The sequence below is a fragment of the Blautia massiliensis (ex Liu et al. 2021) genome (assembly GCF_052064225.1).
GTDB lineage: Bacteria > Bacillota > Clostridia > Lachnospirales > Lachnospiraceae > Blautia_A > Blautia_A fusiformis.
In genome coordinates this window covers 56,978-75,254 of sequence record NZ_JBQHWA010000018.1, presented here as the reverse complement: position 1 = coordinate 75,254, position 18,277 = coordinate 56,978, and the positions used below count along the sequence as shown (strand labels likewise).

16 protein-coding genes, 1 tRNA gene, 1 pseudogene and 1 riboswitch are annotated in these 18,277 nt (G+C 46.3%); of the genes and pseudogenes, 15 read left to right on the top strand and 3 right to left on the bottom strand.

Translation table 11 applies throughout. The features are described 5' to 3' along the window. Positions 1-120: 120 nt before the first annotated feature. From ACTNDQ_RS09110 to ACTNDQ_RS09085, 6 genes and pseudogenes are all read left to right on the top strand, one after another. The gene (locus ACTNDQ_RS09110) at positions 121-291 is read left to right on the top strand and encodes a hypothetical protein (protein ID WP_331672791.1); all 171 of its coding nucleotides are present in this window, start codon (positions 121-123) and stop codon (positions 289-291) included. Beyond that, positions 288-500 (top strand): hypothetical protein, encoded by a 213-nt coding sequence (locus tag ACTNDQ_RS09105; protein WP_331672790.1) that lies wholly within the window; start codon positions 288-290, stop codon positions 498-500. The genes ACTNDQ_RS09110 and ACTNDQ_RS09105 overlap by 4 nt, the downstream gene beginning before the upstream one ends. A 127-nt stretch (positions 501-627) precedes the next feature. Next, entirely contained in the window at positions 628-2,583 is a 1,956-nt protein-coding gene (locus ACTNDQ_RS09100; protein ID WP_441064423.1) for a hypothetical protein, read from the top strand. Continuing rightward, positions 2,580-2,792, top strand: a complete 213-nt coding sequence (locus ACTNDQ_RS09095; protein ID WP_441064426.1) for a leucine-rich repeat protein — start codon at positions 2,580-2,582, stop codon at positions 2,790-2,792. Before ACTNDQ_RS09100 ends, ACTNDQ_RS09095 begins: the two co-directional genes overlap by 4 nt. A 122-nt stretch (positions 2,793-2,914) precedes the next feature. Beyond that, positions 2,915-3,049 (top strand): annotated as a pseudogene (locus ACTNDQ_RS09090) (hypothetical protein); the annotation flags it as partial. After that, positions 3,012-4,109: an RNA-guided endonuclease TnpB family protein gene (locus tag ACTNDQ_RS09085; RefSeq protein ID WP_114002953.1), complete on the top strand. Its 1,098-nt coding sequence runs from the start codon at positions 3,012-3,014 to the stop codon at positions 4,107-4,109. The pseudogene ACTNDQ_RS09090 and the gene ACTNDQ_RS09085, both read left to right, overlap by 38 nt. A 197-nt stretch (positions 4,110-4,306) precedes the next feature. On the opposite strand, the gene trhA is transcribed toward ACTNDQ_RS09085, so the two are convergent. Then, positions 4,307-4,972, bottom strand: a complete 666-nt coding sequence (gene trhA / locus ACTNDQ_RS09080; RefSeq protein ID WP_110103161.1) for a PAQR family membrane homeostasis protein TrhA — start codon at positions 4,970-4,972, stop codon at positions 4,307-4,309. A 383-nt stretch (positions 4,973-5,355) separates the two neighbouring features. Here trhA and ACTNDQ_RS09075 point away from each other — a divergent pair, with 383 nt between their 5' ends. Continuing rightward, positions 5,356-5,904, top strand: coding sequence for a stage V sporulation T C-terminal domain-containing protein (locus ACTNDQ_RS09075; RefSeq protein ID WP_278795309.1), 549 nt, complete (start codon positions 5,356-5,358; stop codon positions 5,902-5,904). Between the two features lie 75 nt (positions 5,905-5,979). Here the strand turns inward: ACTNDQ_RS09075 and ACTNDQ_RS09070 are convergent, their stop codons facing one another. Together ACTNDQ_RS09070 and ACTNDQ_RS09065 are read right to left on the bottom strand one after the other, a co-directional pair. Further along, a complete protein-coding gene (locus ACTNDQ_RS09070) occupies positions 5,980-6,543 on the bottom strand; it encodes a M15 family metallopeptidase (protein ID WP_278795310.1) in 564 nt (187 codons plus the stop codon). 72 nt (positions 6,544-6,615) lie between these two features. Continuing rightward, positions 6,616-8,076 (bottom strand): nicotinate phosphoribosyltransferase, encoded by a 1,461-nt coding sequence (locus tag ACTNDQ_RS09065; RefSeq protein WP_015526739.1) that lies wholly within the window; start codon positions 8,074-8,076, stop codon positions 6,616-6,618. A gap of 275 nt (positions 8,077-8,351) precedes the next feature. Here ACTNDQ_RS09065 and ACTNDQ_RS09060 point away from each other — a divergent pair. The 8 genes from ACTNDQ_RS09060 (at position 8,352) to pfkA (ending at position 18,277) form a co-directional block, all read left to right on the top strand. Beyond that, positions 8,352-8,423, top strand: a tRNA-Gln gene (locus ACTNDQ_RS09060). 145 nt (positions 8,424-8,568) lie between these two features. Next, the gene (locus tag ACTNDQ_RS09055; protein ID WP_441064422.1) at positions 8,569-9,276 is read left to right on the top strand and encodes an acyl-[acyl-carrier-protein] thioesterase; all 708 of its coding nucleotides are present in this window, start codon (positions 8,569-8,571) and stop codon (positions 9,274-9,276) included. Positions 9,277-9,340: 64 nt separating this feature from the next. Continuing rightward, complete coding sequence (gene araD, locus ACTNDQ_RS09050; RefSeq protein WP_015526737.1) at positions 9,341-10,042, top strand: L-ribulose-5-phosphate 4-epimerase; 702 nt, start codon at positions 9,341-9,343, stop codon at positions 10,040-10,042. Between the two features lie 204 nt (positions 10,043-10,246). Further along, on the top strand, positions 10,247-10,489 hold the full coding sequence (locus tag ACTNDQ_RS09045; protein ID WP_015526736.1) for a helix-turn-helix domain-containing protein: 243 nt from the start codon (positions 10,247-10,249) through the stop codon (positions 10,487-10,489). 193 nt (positions 10,490-10,682) lie between these two features. Next, positions 10,683-10,853, top strand: a riboswitch (Lysine riboswitch). A gap of 185 nt (positions 10,854-11,038) precedes the next feature. Next, positions 11,039-12,625, top strand: coding sequence for a Na+/H+ antiporter NhaC family protein (locus ACTNDQ_RS09040; RefSeq protein WP_417032005.1), 1,587 nt, complete (start codon positions 11,039-11,041; stop codon positions 12,623-12,625). 178 nt (positions 12,626-12,803) lie between these two features. Further along, positions 12,804-13,646: a CvfB family protein gene (locus ACTNDQ_RS09035; RefSeq protein WP_021652585.1), complete on the top strand. Its 843-nt coding sequence runs from the start codon at positions 12,804-12,806 to the stop codon at positions 13,644-13,646. 105 nt (positions 13,647-13,751) lie between these two features. Continuing rightward, a complete protein-coding gene (locus tag ACTNDQ_RS09030; protein WP_441064421.1) occupies positions 13,752-17,219 on the top strand; it encodes a DNA polymerase III subunit alpha in 3,468 nt (1,155 codons plus the stop codon). Between the two features lie 68 nt (positions 17,220-17,287). After that, positions 17,288-18,277, top strand: a complete 990-nt coding sequence (pfkA, locus tag ACTNDQ_RS09025) for a 6-phosphofructokinase (RefSeq protein WP_279198621.1) — start codon at positions 17,288-17,290, stop codon at positions 18,275-18,277.

The window sequence follows — 18,277 nt, the reverse complement described above, 5'->3', positions numbered from 1 at the left end:
GTGCAATTTTAATTTATATTGAACGCTCACAAGAGCATATCAATCTTTTTCTCATCAGATTAGATTATCCGAGTTTTCGGACAGTCTCCCCTGCTATGCAGGGGGAGGAAAGATCTTTAGATGGAAACCTGCAGGACCCTTGAGGACTATGCGGAATACACTTTTCGTATAAGAGAATACGCAGCAGAAATGCCACTGGATACAGCAGTAGAGCAGGCGATCACAGAATGCATCAGCGAAGGAATCCTGGCAGATTTTCTGAGAAAAATCGAGCGGAGGCGAAGAAAGTGAGTATATATGAATACGACGAAGAACGGCATATGAGACAGACCCGAGAGGAAGGTATGGAAGAGGGGTATAGTCAGGGAATTATCCAAATTGCAGTTAATATGCTGAAGCTCAAAGAATTTACGGATGCTCAAATTCGAGAAGTTACAGGGCTTGAGCAGGAGCAGTTGGATGAACTGAAGAAAAATATAAATAAAAATCAGATAGGCTAAAAGTTTATAGAGTAGTTCAATAAGAGCGAAAAGTTCTGCACGATACCAATACCAGAGCTTTTCGCTCTTTTTGTGTATACACGGCAGGCGGGCAGCTTCAGAGGGAATTGCGGGAGAGGCAGCAGATGTGGGGCAGGTACAGAGCCTGGAGGATGAGCAGCTGCAGGCATACATGCAAGATGACCAACCGATGCTGACTGCTGTACAGGCTGCGGCGACCACCTATCAGGTAGGTGAAAAAAAGTACATCTATAGAACTAACGGCCATGATACATATGGAAAAACATATGTCTGCATCGGAGTTGGGGAACACTGCTATGTGTGGATGGATGAGACCCTGAAGGCAGATTACGATACCGCAGGGAAAACAGCTCTGATTGCTGCGGATATGGCAGCTGTCTACGATGGTCAGCCTTACCGTATCCTTAACCAGCTCTGTGCAGGTAATTTTCCGGCACAGGATGGCTCCGGCAAGCTGTCGATCCTGCTGGAGTCTTTAAGCAGCGCCAGCGGTATGTATATGTATGATGAAGGGATCACAGCGATCCATATCAACACACCGTCAGCATCCTCTTATGTTTCGGGGGAGATGTCAAAGCGAAATGGCCTTCTTGTTCATGAGGGACAGCATGCAATCCTCTGGCTGAAAACCGGATTTATGAGTACCGGCAGATATTCGTGGCTGAATGAGGGTCTTGCAGTGGCTGTCATGGACTATCTCTGGGGAGGAACGGACAGCAGCGGCTGGCTGAATGGTATTGGAAGTAATACGGTCATCCGTTCAGGAGCTTCGCTGATCTACGAGAATTACCGGGATGACAATGCACAGGACTATGGAATGCCGTATCTTTTTGTAAGATATGTTATCGACCGGATGGCAGGAAGCTATCAGCCTATGAAGGTGCTTCCAAAGTTTTATACGATCGATGCTTCTTCTCTCAGCTGTGAGCAATATCTGGAGAAAATAACCGGAGTTTCTTTTAAGGAGCTTATGGCGGATTTTTATACGGCAGTTGCAGCCGGTGAGAGCTCCGGTAAATACAGCTTTTACGGGGATGCCATTGCTGCGGCAAAGGCAGCGACATTCCCGGTTTATGCAGGAGACAGCAATGAAAACCATACATTGCCGGCAGCATCGGCAATCCTGGTGAAGCTGTCGAACGGTAAGTTTACCGTTCCGACGGATGGCTCCGCAGGGATTGTTTATCGTATCATTGGAAGCAGAAGCTCTTCCCTTGCACCGGCAGAGGGAGATGGTACGTTTGCAAATCCATATAAGATATCTTCGATCGATGATCTTAATCTGATCCAGGCGAACCAGGGAGCATACTATCGTCTGACAAAAAATATCAGTACAGACGGAAGGACAAATTTTTCGGCATCGTATTTCAGTGGAACGCTGGACGGAGCCGGTTTCACAATAACCGGTCTCCAAAAACCTCTGATCCAGCAGAATGCAGGAACGATAAAGGATCTGAATATTGTTGCGGATTTTGATTATGACAGTCATGATATCCATGGTGTTGTGGCACAGTATAATACCGGTAAGATCCAGGATTGCAGGGTAACCGGAACGGTAACAGGACATATGGGCTCTACCAGTTCCATGAGCCATCCGGCTTTTGGCGGGATTGTCGGAGAGAATGAGGTGGCCGGTACTATCAGCGGCTGTTCGTCAGGAGTAAATATTTCCATATCCCTGACAGCTACAGACAGCTATGTTGGTGGTATCGCAGGAGTAAACATTGGTACTATTGAAAAATGTGTTGCAGGAGGAAATCTTTCTGTCACACAGGCTAACGGAAATTCTTATCAGGTTTACCTTGGAGGCATTGCCGGCCGGATCGAACAGTTTGGAAACATGGGCGGATATGTGAAACAGTGTGCTTTTACAGGTACGCTTCGCGTAACTGGCGGAACAGCAGTTACAGGTCAGATCTATGCACAGGTAAATGCAAATGTACTCAATTCTGCTATCGGTCTGAACGGACATGTTTCGGACTGTTATGGTAAAAACGGCCAGGGAGCCATGAATGGCAAAATGAGGAAGAAGTCCCCTGGAACGGATACCGTGACCAGATAACAGAGGTCCGGATCGAGGAGGGCGTTACCAGCATCGGAGCCTATGCATTTGCAGACTGCGAAAAGCTTGTAAAGCTTGACATTGCGGACAGCGTTCAGACTATAGGTGCATTTGCATATTTTAACAAATGTAGCAAGAATTCTCCCACCTCTTCAGGTGGGGAGATGAATTGCACATCTGAGCATATCTGCTCAAAAAAATCTCTATAGTATAAAAGAAACACTTGTTCTTCTTTCCCTGATGTAGTATACTGAAAAAGAACAATTAGTTCATAAATACATATCCGTCGATATAAGAAAAAGGATGATAAATATAATGGAGTTAGACCATGAAAGATGCATTCTGGGGTCAGATCTTCTGTCTGCTCAGTGCAGGCGGAGCAACGATTGAAACGATACGGCAGTATATAGAAAGCCAGGGTGAGAAGAATGAACCGCGCCGTAAAAATAAGGATTTATCCAAATAAAGAGCAGAGAGTTCAGATAGAGCAAACAATCGGCTGCAGCCGCTTTATCTATAACCAGATGCTTGCAGATAAGATCAGCTATTACCAGAAAGAAAAAAAGATGCTCCGGAACACACCGGCCGGATATAAAAAGGAATATCCATGGCTGAAGGAGGTGGATTCCCTTGCCCTGGCGAATGCGCAACTGCATCTGGAAAGTGCGTTCCGGAAGTTTTTTCGGGAACCAGCCTGCGGATTTCCACGTTATAAATCAAAGAAGCATGCAAGAAATTCATATACGACCAATGCACTAAACGGAAATATCCTTTTGCAGGATACCCATCTGAAACTTCCAAAGATGTCCGTCATAAGGATAAAACTTCACCGTCAGATTCCATCAGACTGGAAACTGAAGTCTGTAACTGTGAGCCGTGAGCCATCCGGGAAATATTTTGCCAGCCTTTTGTTCTGCTGTGAGAACCAAACAGTGGAAAAAAGACCGGCAGAGAGATTTCTTGGGATCGATTTTGCCATGCAGGGAATGTGTGTATTTTCTACAGGAGAAAGAGCCGGGTACCCTATGTTTTACAGAAAAGCAGAGAAAAAACTTGCAAGAGAACAGAGAAAGCTCTCCCACTGTGAAAAAGAAAGCCGGAACTATCAGAAACAGAAAAAAAGGGTAGCTTTATGTCATGAAAAGATAAAGAACCAGAGAAAAGATTTCCAGCATAAGCTCAGTAGGGAGCTTGCGGAAAGATATGATGCAGTATGTGTGGAAGATCTGAATATGAAGGGAATGTCCGGAGGGCTGCACCTTGGGAAAGGTGTGCAGGATAACGGGTATGGGCAGTTTCTGTTCATGCTGGGATACAAGCTGGAAGAATGCGGAAAACATCTTATAAAAGTAGACCGTTATTTTGCATCCAGCAAGATCTGTAGTGTATGCGGACATAAGAAAAAGGAACTGGCATTGTCGGATAGAATGTATGTTTGTGAATGTGGAAATAGGATGGACCGGGATGTGAATGCAGCAGTCAACATCCGTGAAGAAGGAAAAAGAATCTATAAAGAATGTGCCTGACGGCACAAGAAAAAAATCCGTAACCGGATAAACATAAAAAACAAAACCGCGGGACACGCGGGGATAGCCTGTTTTAGCTTTGCCCTAAAGGGTAATCGAGCAGGAAGCCCCCACTTCAAAATCGTAAGATTTAAGTGGTGGGAGCATGTCACGGTATCCGAAAGGTGAGATTGTTATCTATCTGATCACAGAGTAATTCAATGGATCGCCATACCGGCTACAAAGAAATACATTACAACAAAATGGCACACACTTCCCAGCATCACAAAGACATGAAATACTTCGTGGGAGCCGAAATTCTTATGCTTCGCATTGAAGATCGGAAGCTTCAGCGCATAGATCACACCGCCGATGGTATAGATGATGCCGCCGGCAAGGAGCCATCCGAAGCCTGCACGGGGCAGATTGTGGAAAATCGGAACAAAAGCAAGTACACACAGCCAGCCCATTCCAATGTAGATCACAGAGGAAAGCCATTTCGGGCAGTTGATCCAGCAGCCCTTGAGGATCATTCCGATGATGGCAACGGTCCATACGAGGGCACAGAGGATATAGCCGGTGCGTCCGTGGAGAACGATCAGGCATACAGGAGTGTAGCTGCCGGCGATCATCACGAAGATCATCATGTGATCCATTTTTTTCAGACGGCGGTTCACCTTGGCTGTGGAGCTTACGGAATGGTAAAGTGTGCTTGCCAGGTAAAGAAGGATCATGGTAAGGATAAAAACACTTACTGCAAAAACATGGAGAACATCTGCACTTCTGGCCGCCTTCACGATCAGCGGAGTGGCTCCGGCCACGGCAAGAAGCATGCCGATTCCGTGGGTTATGGCGCTTCCCGGATCTTTTAATTTAAATTTCATATAAAAACACCTCCTGCAAAAAAATCTGCTGTTTATATCATATGGACAACTTCAAGATCGGTTCATCAATGACGGATCATTGCGACAGTTTACGATGTAATAATGTAGAAACTGATAAAATAACATGTAGTATTCAAAACTACATATCAAGTATACGAATACTATACCACTATTATTCAAAAATGCAACCCCTATTTTCGAAAAAAATTTTATCAGGATTTATTTCTGCAGCAGGCATACGACAATGCGGCTCCTGCGACAGATAAATAAGAGATTTTTATGCATATTTCTCCCAGTTTTTCGCATAATAACCATATGCAAAACAAATAGTTAACATAACATTGACGTACAATGAACAGAAAATACAGGAGGAATTCAGGAAGATGAAAGCAACGGGAATTGTTCGCAGGATCGATGATCTGGGCAGGGTTGTGATTCCAAAAGAGATACGAAAGACACTGCGGATCAAGGAAGGAACGCCACTGGAGATTTTTACAGACAGGGAAGGACAGATCATCCTGAAAAAATATTCGCCCATTGGAGAGCTGAATACGTTTGCTGCGGAATATGCGGAAGCGCTGGTACAGACCACCGGACTGACTGCCTGTATTACAGATCGTGATCAGGTCGTGGCGGCATGCGGCAGCGGAAGCCGGGAACTGGAAGGAAAAGAGATCAGTTCTGATCTGGATGCAGTCATTGCCGGCAGGAAAGGCAGAATGGTCAGTCAGGACAGCAGGGAAAATATATCAGTCATTTCCAACGCTATGGATTCATTTTGCCAGAAAATGATACAGCCGATCCTGTGTGCGAGTGACGCCATTGGAGCAGTGATCCTTCTGACTAAAAGTGAAAAAACAGCACTGGGAGACACAGAACGTGCCCTTATCCGCACAGCAGCCGGTTTTCTTGGCAGACAGATGGAGCAGTAAAAGTGCATCAGGTGTACAGAAAAATGTGTGAAGATCAAGATATAAACATCAGATGCAGATGCCAGGAGCTGCAGATCAGGGAGGGTGCGGACACCGGGAAGGAAAGCAGTGGTATTCTTCCAGAGTCAGATTTGTGATAGTGAGCCAGGAAGCCAGAGGTTTGGTCACATAGCGGATGTGCCATGGCTCGTAAGGGATGCCGGTGATTTCCTCTCTGTTTTTTGGGTACCGGAGGATAAAACCATAGAGCGGAGCGTTCTTTTTCAGCCAGCGGCCTTCTCCTGTTGCGGAAAACCTTTCGGAGAGCTCCATATGGATGGAAGGGCAGGATACATCCAGAGCAAGTCCGCTCTGGTGCTCACTTGTTCCTGGCTCTGCAACGAAAGGACTTCTCGTAAAAAGTTCCTTCTGTCGCTGGTAGGAACGATATCCGGAAACTGCCCACAGGTTCAGACCGCATCTGTGACAGGCATGGAAAAGCTGGGAAGCGGCTTTTGCAGCCTGATACTCCAGAAGCCGCTTCGGATCTCCCGGTGCTGCTTCAAATGGAAGTCCGATATCGATAAGATGTTCCGGCACAAAGGCTTCCGGCAGAGGATGCTCCCTGCTGATCAGCCGGGTATAAAATTCTCTGTGCAATAAAAACCCTCCTTTCTTTATCCATAAGCTTATGATAAGAAAGGAGGGTTTATGAATGCTTATTTCTGTTTATCAGAGCTCTTTTTCACTCATTTCTTCCAGGAGAGCCTTCTTCATGTCATAGAGTGACTGGGAGAGATCTACATAAACCTTCTGCGGATTAACGAAACGTCTGGATTCATCCCACAGAGTGTTCTGCTCCTGTTTGCAGTAGTCGCGGAGTTCCATGACAGATGGAGACTTGTAAACGCTCTTACCATCTTTAATTACCGGAACAAGGAGCTCACGGAGTTCGTAGGTTCCGCCAAGAACCTTGGTCTTTTTCCAGGTGTCAACCGGGTCGAAGATCACCATAGTTTCTTCCGGATCGAATTTCTCATCTGCAAGGCAGATCAGATCGGCCTTGATCTTGCCGGTCTTCTTGCTGTAGATACGGTATACAGTCTTGTTGCCCGGGTTGGTAACCTTTTCTGTGTTTTCGGAAAGCTTGATCTTCGGCTGGAAGGCATCGCTGTCAGCGTCCTTTACAGCGGCAAGCTTGTATACGCCGCCGAATGCCGGATTGTTATCGGCTGTGATCAGCTTGGTTCCGACGCCCCAGGAATTGATCTTGGCATCCTGGGCCTTCAGGCTTTCGATAAGATATTCATCAAGATCGCTGGATGCGGAAATGGTAGCATCATCGAAACCGGCAGCAGCCAGCATCTTGTAAGCTTTTTTGGAAAGATATGCAAGATCACCGCTGTCGATACGGATTCCATAGTTCTTCAGCTGGATACCTTCCTCACGCATCTCCTCAAATACACGGATCGCATTGGGAACACCGGATTTCAGGACATCGTAGGTGTCAACCAGAAGAGTACAGGAATTCGGGTAAAGTCTCGCATAGGTCTTAAAGGCAGTGTACTCATCCGGGAAACTCATGATCCAGGAATGAGCATGTGTTCCGAGAACCGGAACGTTAAACATCTGGCCCGTCAGTACGTTGGAAGTACCGGCACATCCGCCGATCACTGCAGCTCTGGCACCGAAGATCCCGGCGTCCGGACCCTGGGCACGGCGAAGACCGAATTCCATGATGGGATCGCCCTTGGCTGCGTGGCATACACGTGCTGCCTTAGTGGCAATAAGACTCTGATGGTTCATAATGTTCAGGATGGCCGTCTCTACAAGCTGAGCTTCCATGATCGGTGCGATAACCTTGACCATCGGCTCTCTCGGGAAGATCACGGTTCCCTCCGGAATTGCGTAGATATCACCGGTGAATCTGAAGTTGCTCAAATACTCAAGGAAATCATCCTCAAAGATGCCAAGACTTCTCAGATAGGTAATGTCTTCTTCTGAGAAACGGAGATTTTCGATGTATTCGATCATCTGCTCCAGTCCTGCACAGATGGCAAAACCGCCATCGCACGGATTGTTGCGGTAGAACATGTCAAAGACAACGGTCTGGTTGGTAGGGTTTTTGAAATATCCCTGCATCATGGTAAGCTCATAGAGGTCCGTGAGCAGAGTAAGGTTATTTGCTCGCATAGCGTTCTCCTTTGGATGCCTCCGGATATTGTGACCGGAGGGAAATGCACGGTTGTTTCCGCTCTTTTTATTATACGGCTTATTATAACACAAAGGAGTGGATTGTAAAATTTTTTTTACTGCGTAAACCCGCATATAATAAGGAGTTTTAACAGCAGTTTAAGAAATTTTGAAAAAAAATAAAAAAAATTAAAAAAAGGGGTTGCAATTTCAAAAAAGCTGTTATATAATAACATCCGTCGCAAGCGATAAGGCAAGCGAAAAACAAAACACATAGGGCTATCGCCAAACGGTAAGGCAACGGACTCTGACTCCGTCAGTTCAAGGTTCGAATCCTTGTAGCCCTGCTTCTTAAGTACCTCAGTTGCGAGGTACTTTTTTGTACTCAAAAATAAGAAGATATTCGCAATCCGCTGCGCCCCAAAAAAAACAAGTGCGTTTCTTCCTGCCAAGTGTTACAATAAAGTATAGACAGTATGACAGGAGGCATGAATGAGTTACAGTTTTGAGAGTCGAGTAAGATTCAGTGAGATCGGAGAAGATGGATGTCTGACGCTGCCGGGAGTTCTGGATTATTTTCAGGATTGCTGTACCTTTGAATCCGAGCAGACAGGAGTCGGCATGGAAGTATTAAAGGAACAGAAAAGAGCCTGGGTACTTTCTGCATGGCAGGTGATCGTGAAGCGATATCCGAAGCTTGGTGAAAATATAAAAGTAACAACAATTCCTTATGGATTCCGTGGATTTATCGGAATGCGTAATTTTATTCTTGAGACAATGGATGGTGAGAAGCTGGCATGGGCCAATTCCTACTGGTCCTTTATCAATACAGAAACCGGTCTTCCGGAAAAGCTGACACCGGCAGATACAGATCCCTATGATCTGGGCGAAAAAATAGAGATGGATTATGCACCAAGAAAGATCGCGCTTCCGAAGGAACGGGAAGTGCAGAATGCTTTTTCCGTACAGAAGCATCATCTGGACACCAATCATCATGTGAACAACTGTCAGTATATCCGGATGGCAGCGGATCATCTGCCTGAGGATTTTAAAGTTGGTCAGCTTCGTGCTGAATATAAACGTCAGGCAGTACTGGATAATGTTATCATTCCGGAAGTATATATGACAGAAAATAAAGAATCTGTAGTTCTCAACGCGGAGGATAAAGAACCTTACGCAGTAGTTGAGTTTACAAAATAAATACAGGCGGTAGAGATTAGTACATCGTTTTTGAAACAACTATACCGTAAAAGGAGGGCGCGCTATGCTTGAAAAATTAAAAGAAGAAGTTTACAGAGCAAATATGGATCTGCCAAAATATGGTCTTGTTACCTTTACATGGGGAAATGTCAGCGGGATCGACAGGGAGCAGGGACTTTTTGTGATCAAGCCAAGTGGTGTGGATTATGACAAGCTGACACCGGAAGACATGGTAGTGGTAGATCTTGATGGGAATAAAGTAGAAGGAAGATACAATCCATCCTCTGATACACCGACACATGCAGTTCTTTACAGAGCGTTTCCGAATATTGGCGGCATCGTACATACCCACTCATCCTGGGCAACAAGCTGGGCGCAGGCAGGCAGATCGATCCCGTGTTATGGAACCACACATGCAGATTACATTTACGGAGAAGTACCATGTGTACGTAATCTGACCAAAAGAGAGATCGAAGAGGCATATGAGAAGAACACGGGAGTTCTTATTGCTGATTATTTCAAAAACAAAGATTATGAAGCAGTACCGGCTGTGCTGTGTAAGAACCACGGACCTTTTACCTGGGGTAAGGATGCTCATGAGGCAGTTCATAACGCAGTTGTTCTTGAGGAGGTTGCCAAGATGGCATCTCGCTGCGAGCTGATCAATCCGGATGTAAAACCGGCACCGCAGGAGCTTCAGGATAAGCATTACTACAGAAAGCATGGTGCAAATGCATATTATGGTCAGGTAGGACAGGAAGACTGATCAGAAGAAAAAACAGTTTAACCCGATGGTGGATCGTCAATATCCGCCTGAGTGGAAATGCCGCGGAACAGTACCGCGGCATTTTTTGTCGAAAAATGCAGAAAATGTCAGATTTGCTGACCTTTAACACAGATGCCGCTGAAATATATGCTAATGTCAAGAAAAATGCAGAACATTAACACATTTATTAAAATAGGTGGCAGGATGAAAATATACACTTATCAGGGAAAAAAGAACGTTTCCGGAGAAAAAATACGTCAGATGAGGAATATGAAACGGATGTCGCAATCTGCGCTGGCAGCAAAAATGCAGGTGGAAGGAGTGATGCTGGAGCGTGACAGTATCAGCCGGATCGAAGGAGGAGAACGTTTTGTGGCAGATTATGAACTGCGGGTGTTTGCAAAGGTGCTGGGAGTGGATGTGAAGTGGCTGCTGAATGAGCAGTAAATAAGGCAATATTGGATTGCAGTTCGCTGATAATATTCCGCGAAGCGTGTTGCTGAAAACGGAGTGAAAAGTAACAATATTGGTCTGACTGGCAGGAATCTGTGTAAACTACTTGATATTTATGTCGGAAACTGCTACAGTATAAAGAAAAAAAGATGGCCGGGAAGCCCTGCGGAGGGCAAACGGTCACGGATAAGAAGATAGAGGCGCGGATTTTATCAGTATTTATGGATGCAAGGCCCTGGCAGGCTGTTCATAAAGAAAGGAAAATCTGCCGAAGTGCTCTGGAAGGCCAGATGACAGGGCGCTGGGATAACGCAGAATATGCGTTGTACTGTCACGGATGTGGAGCGCTATCGGTAGCACTTCGGGAGATCTGCATTTAATATGATGAATGGAGATTTTCTGACAGGCTATTAGTTAAATAAGGATTATTTAACCGGAGGTGTTCTTAAGAAGAGACAGCCTCCGTTTTTTTGTCCCCGAAAAGGGAGGAGAAAAATGAGTAAAAAAGCAGGAACAGCATTGTCTGTTATGGCAATGGTATTCATGGGCGCACTGGCAAGTCCCCTGACTGTGCTGGCTGCGGATGCGGAGGAGACTTACCAGCCTGCTCTGTATGCAACGATCTGGGCACTGCTTCCACCTCTTGTTGCGATCGTCCTTGCACTGATCACAAAAGAAGTATACAGTTCTCTGTTTGTGGGAATTGTAGTAGGAGCACTGATCTATTCCGGATTTAAATTTGAAGGAACGGTAACACAGATTTTTGAGGGAGGAATCATCAAGGTTCTTTCTGACAGCTATAACGTAGGTATCCTGATCTTCCTGGTAATCCTGGGATCTGTGGTATGTATGATGAACAAGGCCGGCGGCTCCGCCGCATTCGGACGATGGGCCAGCAAAAAGATCCACACGCGTGTGGGCGCGGAACTTGCAGCGATCATCCTTGGAATCCTGATCTTCATTGACGATTATTTTAACTGCCTGACAGTAGGAAGCGTTATGCGTCCGGTAACTGACAGACATCACGTATCCAGAGCGAAATTTGCATACCTGATCGATGCAACAGCTGCTCCGGTATGTATCATCGCACCGATCTCATCCTGGGCAGCAGCAGTCAGTGGATTCGTAAAGGGACAGGATGGACTTGCGATTTTTGTAAGAACCATCCCGTATAACTTTTACGCGATCCTTACTATTGTAATGATGGTTGGCATGGTACTGATGAAAACCGAGTTTGGTGCCATGAGAACACATGAGATCAATGCTCTGAACGGAGATCTTTATACAACATCTGCAAGACCGTATGAGAATGCAACGGATGATGAGACACCGAATCCGAGAGGAAAGGTGATCGATCTTGTGATTCCGATCGTTGTGCTTGTTATCTGCTGTGTCATCAGTATGATCTACACAGGAGGATTTTTCAGCGGAACAGATTTTGTTACCGCATTTTCACAGAGTGATGCCTCTACAGGCCTTGCAATGGGAAGTGCTTTTGGTCTGGTGTTTGCCATTATTTTCTATATGATCCGCCGTGTGGTCAATTTCAGAGACTGTATGGGATGCATCCCGGAAGGCTTCAAGGCTATGGTACCGGCGATCATGATCCTGACCTTTGCATGGACACTGAAGGCTATGACAGACTCACTTGGTGCAGCGGTATTCGTAGAAGAAGCAATGCGTTCTGTTGCCGGTGGTATTGAAGTTATCCTTCCGGCCATTATTTTCCTGGTTGGATGTGGACTTGCATTTGCTACAGGTACTTCCTGGGGAACCTTTGGTATCCTGATCCCGATCGTTGTTGCGGTATTTGAGAAATCCAGTCCTGAGATGATGATCATTTCCATGTCCGCCTGCATGGCAGGTGCAGTTTGCGGAGACCACTGCTCACCGATCTCCGATACAACGATCATGGCTTCCGCAGGAGCACAGTGTGATCATGTGACTCACGTTTCCACACAGCTTCCGTATGCGATCCTGGCTGCGGCAGTATCCTTTGTAACTTATATTGTTGCAGGCTTTGTAAAAACAGCATGGATCGCTCTTCCGGTGGGAATCGTGCTGATGCTGATCGTACTTTTTGTCATTAAAATGATGAACCCGATGCCGGTTGAGAAACCAACAGAATAACAGATTGACCCAATGTGGGGGCAGATTCCCCCATGAATGTCAAATAAAAGGCAGTGACGGAAAGAAATTTCCGAAGCTGCCTTTTTTGTGCTTTCTATAATAATTCTCTTATGTTATAATGCAGGACAGACAGCAAATAGTAAATGATCATATATAGTTTTAAGGAACAGGAGTAAGAATGATAGAATTAGGTAAAAAACAGAAATTACTGGTTGTAAAAACCGTGGATTTCGGAATATATCTTGGAGAGGACCGAAATGCACCTCAGAATGAGCGGGTGCTTCTTCCGTCCAAACAGGTACCGGAAGGAACCAAAGCAGGTGATGAGATCGAAGTATTCATCTATAAGGATTCCCAGGACAGACTGATCGCAACTACCCGTGAGCCGATGCTTCAGGTAGGACAGACCGCAGTCCTTAAGGTAAAACAGGTTACCAGGATCGGTGCTTTTCTTGACTGGGGACTGGAGAAGGATCTTCTTCTTCCGTATCATGAGCAGACCAACCGGGTCCGTGAAGGCGAGGAGTGTCTGGTAGCTCTTTATGTAGATAAGAGCAGCAGACTCTGTGCAACTATGAAGGTGTATCATTATCTTTCCACCAGAACTCCTTATGTACCGGGAGATTCGGTAAAGGGGCGTGTCTATGAGATCAGTGGGAATTTCGGCGTTTTTGTTGCGGTAGATGATAAATATTCCGCTCTGATCCCGGCACGGGAGGCAACAGGCAAGTACAGACCGGGAGCTATTCTTGATCTTCGTGTCACAGAGGTGAAAGAGGATGGCAAGATGAACGTCAGTGACCGCCAGAAGGCTTACATCCAGATCAATGAGGATGCAGAGAGCGTATTCAGCGTGATCGAGGAATTTGCAGGGGTGCTGCCATTTGATGATCATGCCTCACCGGAAGTCATCAAGAGAGAGTTTGGTCTCAGTAAGAACGCATTCAAGCGTGCAGTCGGTCATCTGATGAAGGAAGGAAAAGTAGAGATCCGTGACAAGAGGATCTACATTAAAAAATAACAAGGTGTTGACCGGCTCCGGATCAGACACGCTCCGGCACGTTCAGAGAAAAGTGCAGAGCGGGGAGGATCCGGAGCCCTGTTTTTTACGATAAGGAGAATAAATTTGGAGTTTACACATTTACATGTCCATACAGAATACAGCCTTCTGGATGGCTCCAATAAGATCAAAGAATATGTAGCCAGAGTAAAAGAGCTGGGTATGGACAGTGCGGCGATCACCGATCATGGCGTTATGTATGGTGTGATCGATTTTTACAGGGCTGCAAGAGAAGCCGGGATCAATCCGATCCTCGGATGTGAGGTTTATGTGGCTCCGGGCTCCCGTTTTGACAGAGAAGTGGGAAGTGGGGATGACCGTTATTATCATCTGGTCCTGCTGGCTGAGAATAATCAGGGATACAGCAACCTGATGAAAATTGTATCCAAGGCATTCGTGGAAGGGTTTTATTACAAGCCACGTGTGGATCTGGAGCTTCTGGAAAAATATCACGAGGGTATCATTGCCTTAAGTGCCTGCCTGGCGGGAGAGGTCGCCAGATATCTTGCACGTGGAATGTATGAGGATGCCAAGATCGCGGCATTACGTTACCAGGATATTTTCGGAAAAGGAAATTTCTTTCTGGAGCTTCAGGATCATGGGATCCCGGAGCAGCAGACTGTAAACCAGCAGCTTCTCCGTATGCACAGAGAGACGGGGATCGATCTGGTTGTCACCAATGATGTGCATTACACTATGGCAGAGGATGCGGAACCACATGATGTTCTTCTTTGTCTGCAGACTCAGAAAAAGCTCAGCGATGAGAACAGAATGCGCTATGAGGGCGGCCAGTATTATGTGAAATCGCCGGAGGAGATGGCGAGGCTTTTCCCATATGCGCTGGAAGCGCTGGAAAACACGCACAGGATCGCGGAGAGATGTCATGTGGAGATTGAATTTGGTGTGACCAAGCTGCCGAAATATGATGTGCCGGACGGACTTACCTCCTGGGAATATCTGAACAAGCTTTGCCATGAGGGACTTGAGCAGCGTTATCATCCGGTAACAGAGGAGCTGAAAAAGCGCCTGGATTATGAGCTGTCTACGATCAAAAACATGGGATATGTAGATTACTTTCTCATTGTATGGGATTTTATCAAATATGCCAGGGACAACGATATCATGGTCGGTCCGGGACGGGGTTCTGCCGCAGGAAGCCTGGTTGCCTATACACTTGGGATCACCCAGCTGGACCCGATCCGGTATGATCTGCTCTTTGAACGTTTCCTGAATCCGGAGCGAGTATCCATGCCGGATATCGATGTGGATTTCTGCTTCGAACGGAGACAGGAGGTTATTGATTATGTAAGAAGAAAATATGGTGATGACTGCGTGGTTCAGATCGTTACCTTCGGTACACTGGCAGCCCGCGGTGTCATTCGTGATGTAGGCCGTGTTCTGGATATGCCTTATGCCCAGGTGGACACCATCGCCAAGATGATTCCACAGGAGCTGAATATCACCATTGACAAGGCACTGGGAATGAATCCGGAGTTTCGCAAGGCTTACGAGGAACAGGACGATATCCATCGTCTGATCGATCTGGCAAAACGTCTGGAGGGGCTTCCGAGGCATACCTCCATGCATGCGGCAGGTGTTGTGATCAGCCAGAAGGATGTATCGGAATACGTACCCCTTTCCAGAGCACAGGATGGTTCCATTGTCACGCAGTTTACCATGACAACACTGGAAGAGCTGGGACTTCTGAAAATGGATTTCCTGGGTCTCCGTACCCTGACGGTTATCCAGAATGCTGTGAAAATGGTGGAAAAAAGTACCGGTATGCTTCTGGATATGCAAAAGATCGACTACAACGACAAAAAGGTACTGGATTCTCTCGGAACAGGACGTACTGACGGCGTGTTCCAGCTGGAGAGTGCCGGAATGAAAAGCTTCATGAAGGAGCTGAAGCCTCAGAGCCTTGAGGACGTGATCGCGGGAATTTCGCTTTACCGTCCGGGTCCCATGGATTTCATTCCGCAGTACATCCGCGGAAAAAACCGTCCGGATACCATCCGTTATGACTGTCCGCAGATGGAGCCGATCCTGAAGCCGACCTATGGCTGTATCGTATACCAGGAGCAGGTCATGCAGATCGTCCGTGAGCTTGCAGGCTACACCCTTGGACGAAGTGACCTGGTGCGCCGTGCCATGTCCAAGAAAAAAGCTTCTGTTATGGCAAAAGAACGCCAGAATTTCGTTTACGGAAACGTGGAAGAGGGAGTACCGGGATGTATTGCCAATGGTATTTCCGAGGAAATCGCAAACAAGATCTACGATGAGATGACGGATTTTGCAAAGTATGCCTTCAATAAGTCTCACGCTGCCGCTTATGCAGTGGTTTCCTACCAGACGGCATATCTCAAATATTACTATCCGGTAGAATTTATGGCTGCACTGATGACATCCGTTGTGGAAATGCCGAACAAGGTTGCCGAGTATATTTCTGTATGCCGCCAGATGGGGATCCGGATCCTTCCGCCGGATATCAATCATGGTGTTTATGGCTTTTCTGTTGACAATGGTTCCATTCGTTATGCACTTTCTGCCATCAAGAGTATCGGCCGTCCGGTAATCGAGGGGATTGTGCGGGAGCGTGAGGAGCACGGAGAATATACCTCCCTGAAAACATTTATTGAGCGAAATATCGACCAGATCAACAAGAGAGTTGTGGAAAATCTGATCAAGGCCGGAGCGCTGGATTGCCTGGAGGGAAACCGGAATCAGAAAATGACGGTTTATACGCAGATCATAGACAGTATCAACCAGGATAAGAAGCATACCATGGCGGGACAGCTGAGTCTTTTTGATATTGCGCCTGAAGAAGATAAAAAGGAATTTGAGATCCGTATGCCGCAGGCAGCAGAATATCCGAAGGAGACGATACTGACCTTTGAGAAGGAAGTTCTCGGCATCTATCTCAGCGGTCATCCGCTGGAGCGTTACCGGAATATGATGGAAAAAATGATCTCTGCAAAAACTTCTGATTTTCAGCCGGATGATGAAACAGGGATACCGGAGGTTTACGATAACCAGAAAGTGATCGTGGGTGGAATGATCACGGATAAAACCATAAAATATACAAAGAATAATAAGGTAATGGCGTTCCTTACAGTGGAAGATCTGGTAGGCACCGTGGAGGTTGTGGTATTTCCACGTGATTACGAAAAATGCCAGATGTTCCTGAATGAAGATGCCCGGCTCTTTATTCAGGGAAGAGTATCCGCAGAAGACGACAAAGCCAGCAAGCTGATCCTGGAAAAGGTCCGTCTTTTTGATGATATGCCAAGAGAACTGTGGCTCCAGTTTGAAAGCCGGGAAGAGTACGCAAAAGCCGAGACCGGTCTGGTAGACGATCTGATGGAATCCAGAGGAAACAGCACGGTGGTTATTTATCTCAAAGATGTCAAGGCAATGAAGAAGCTTCCCCCTGCTTATCAGGTCCATATCGAGGATCCCTGGCTGGAGCGCATGTGTAAAAAATATGGAAGTTCCAATGTTAAAATTGTGGAGAGAGTATTGAAAAACTTATAAAAATGCTATAAACTATACCCGAATATGTGTATTACAATAGGTTGTTTCATAAGATGGAGGATAACAATATGGCAGAGAACAAAATCAAAACGATCGGCGTTTTGACCAGTGGCGGTGACGCACCTGGAATGAATGCTGCAATCCGTGCTGTTGTCAGAAGAGGATTAAGCAGCGGACTGAACGTAAAGGGAATCTATAAAGGATACAGCGGTCTCTTAAATGAAGAGATCAGAGATATGACAGCAAGGGACGTTTCCGATACGATTGAACGAGGCGGAACAATTCTTTATACTGCCAGATGTGCAGAGATGAGAACAGAGGAAGGACAGCAGCATGCTGCAGAGATCTGCAGAAAGCATGGGATCGACGGCCTTGTTGTTATCGGTGGAGACGGATCCTTCGCAGGTGCTCAGAAGCTTGCGAACCTTGGAATCAATACCATTGGCCTGCCGGGAACTATTGACCTTGATATCGCATGTACCGAGTACACCATCGGTTTCGATACTGCTGTAAATACAGCTATGGAAGCTATTGACAAGGTACGTGATACATCCACATCCCATGAGAGATGCAGTATCATCGAGGTTATGGGACGTAACGCCGGATACCTTGCAGTATGGTGCGGTATCGCAAACGGTGCTGAGGATATCCTGATCCCGGAGAAATATGATTACGACGAGCAGAAGCTTATTGACAATATCGTAGAGAGCCGTAAGAAAGGTAAGAAACACCATATCATCGTAAATGCTGAGGGTATCGGCCATTCAGAGGCTATGGCGAAGCGTATCGAGGCTGCAACAGGTATCGAGACACGTGCAACGATCCTTGGTCACATGCAGCGTGGTGGAAGCCCTACATGTAAGGACCGTGTATATGCGTCCATGATGGGTGCTCTTGCAGTAGATCTTCTTGTTGCCGGAAAACGCAGCCGTGTGGTTGGATACCGTCATGGTGAGTTTGTTGATTTCGACATCAATGAGGCTCTTGCAATGCAGAAGAATATAGATCCATACATGTGGGAGGTTTGCAATTCCCTTTCTCACAACTACAATAAATAA

What these genes read in the sequence shown, in the direction of transcription:
- ACTNDQ_RS09040 (WP_417032005.1), top strand. Translation starts at nt 11,039, where the DNA reads ATGGGCGCACTGGCAAGTCCCCTGACTGTGCTGGCTGCGGATGCGGAG.
- ACTNDQ_RS09035 (WP_021652585.1), top strand. Translation starts at nt 12,804, where the DNA reads ATGATAGAATTAGGTAAAAAACAGAAATTACTGGTTGTAAAAACCGTG.
- araD (WP_015526737.1), top strand. Translation starts at nt 9,341, where the DNA reads ATGCTTGAAAAATTAAAAGAAGAAGTTTACAGAGCAAATATGGATCTG.
- ACTNDQ_RS09075 (WP_278795309.1), top strand. Translation starts at nt 5,356, where the DNA reads ATGAAAGCAACGGGAATTGTTCGCAGGATCGATGATCTGGGCAGGGTT.
- ACTNDQ_RS09045 (WP_015526736.1), top strand. Translation starts at nt 10,247, where the DNA reads ATGAAAATATACACTTATCAGGGAAAAAAGAACGTTTCCGGAGAAAAA.
- ACTNDQ_RS09085 (WP_114002953.1), top strand. Translation starts at nt 3,012, where the DNA reads ATGAACCGCGCCGTAAAAATAAGGATTTATCCAAATAAAGAGCAGAGA.
- ACTNDQ_RS09055 (WP_441064422.1), top strand. Translation starts at nt 8,569, where the DNA reads ATGAGTTACAGTTTTGAGAGTCGAGTAAGATTCAGTGAGATCGGAGAA.
- ACTNDQ_RS09065 (WP_015526739.1), bottom strand. Translation starts at nt 8,076, where the DNA reads ATGCGAGCAAATAACCTTACTCTGCTCACGGACCTCTATGAGCTTACC.
- trhA (WP_110103161.1), bottom strand. Translation starts at nt 4,972, where the DNA reads ATGAAATTTAAATTAAAAGATCCGGGAAGCGCCATAACCCACGGAATC.
- ACTNDQ_RS09110 (WP_331672791.1), top strand. Translation starts at nt 121, where the DNA reads ATGGAAACCTGCAGGACCCTTGAGGACTATGCGGAATACACTTTTCGT.
- pfkA (WP_279198621.1), top strand. Translation starts at nt 17,288, where the DNA reads ATGGCAGAGAACAAAATCAAAACGATCGGCGTTTTGACCAGTGGCGGT.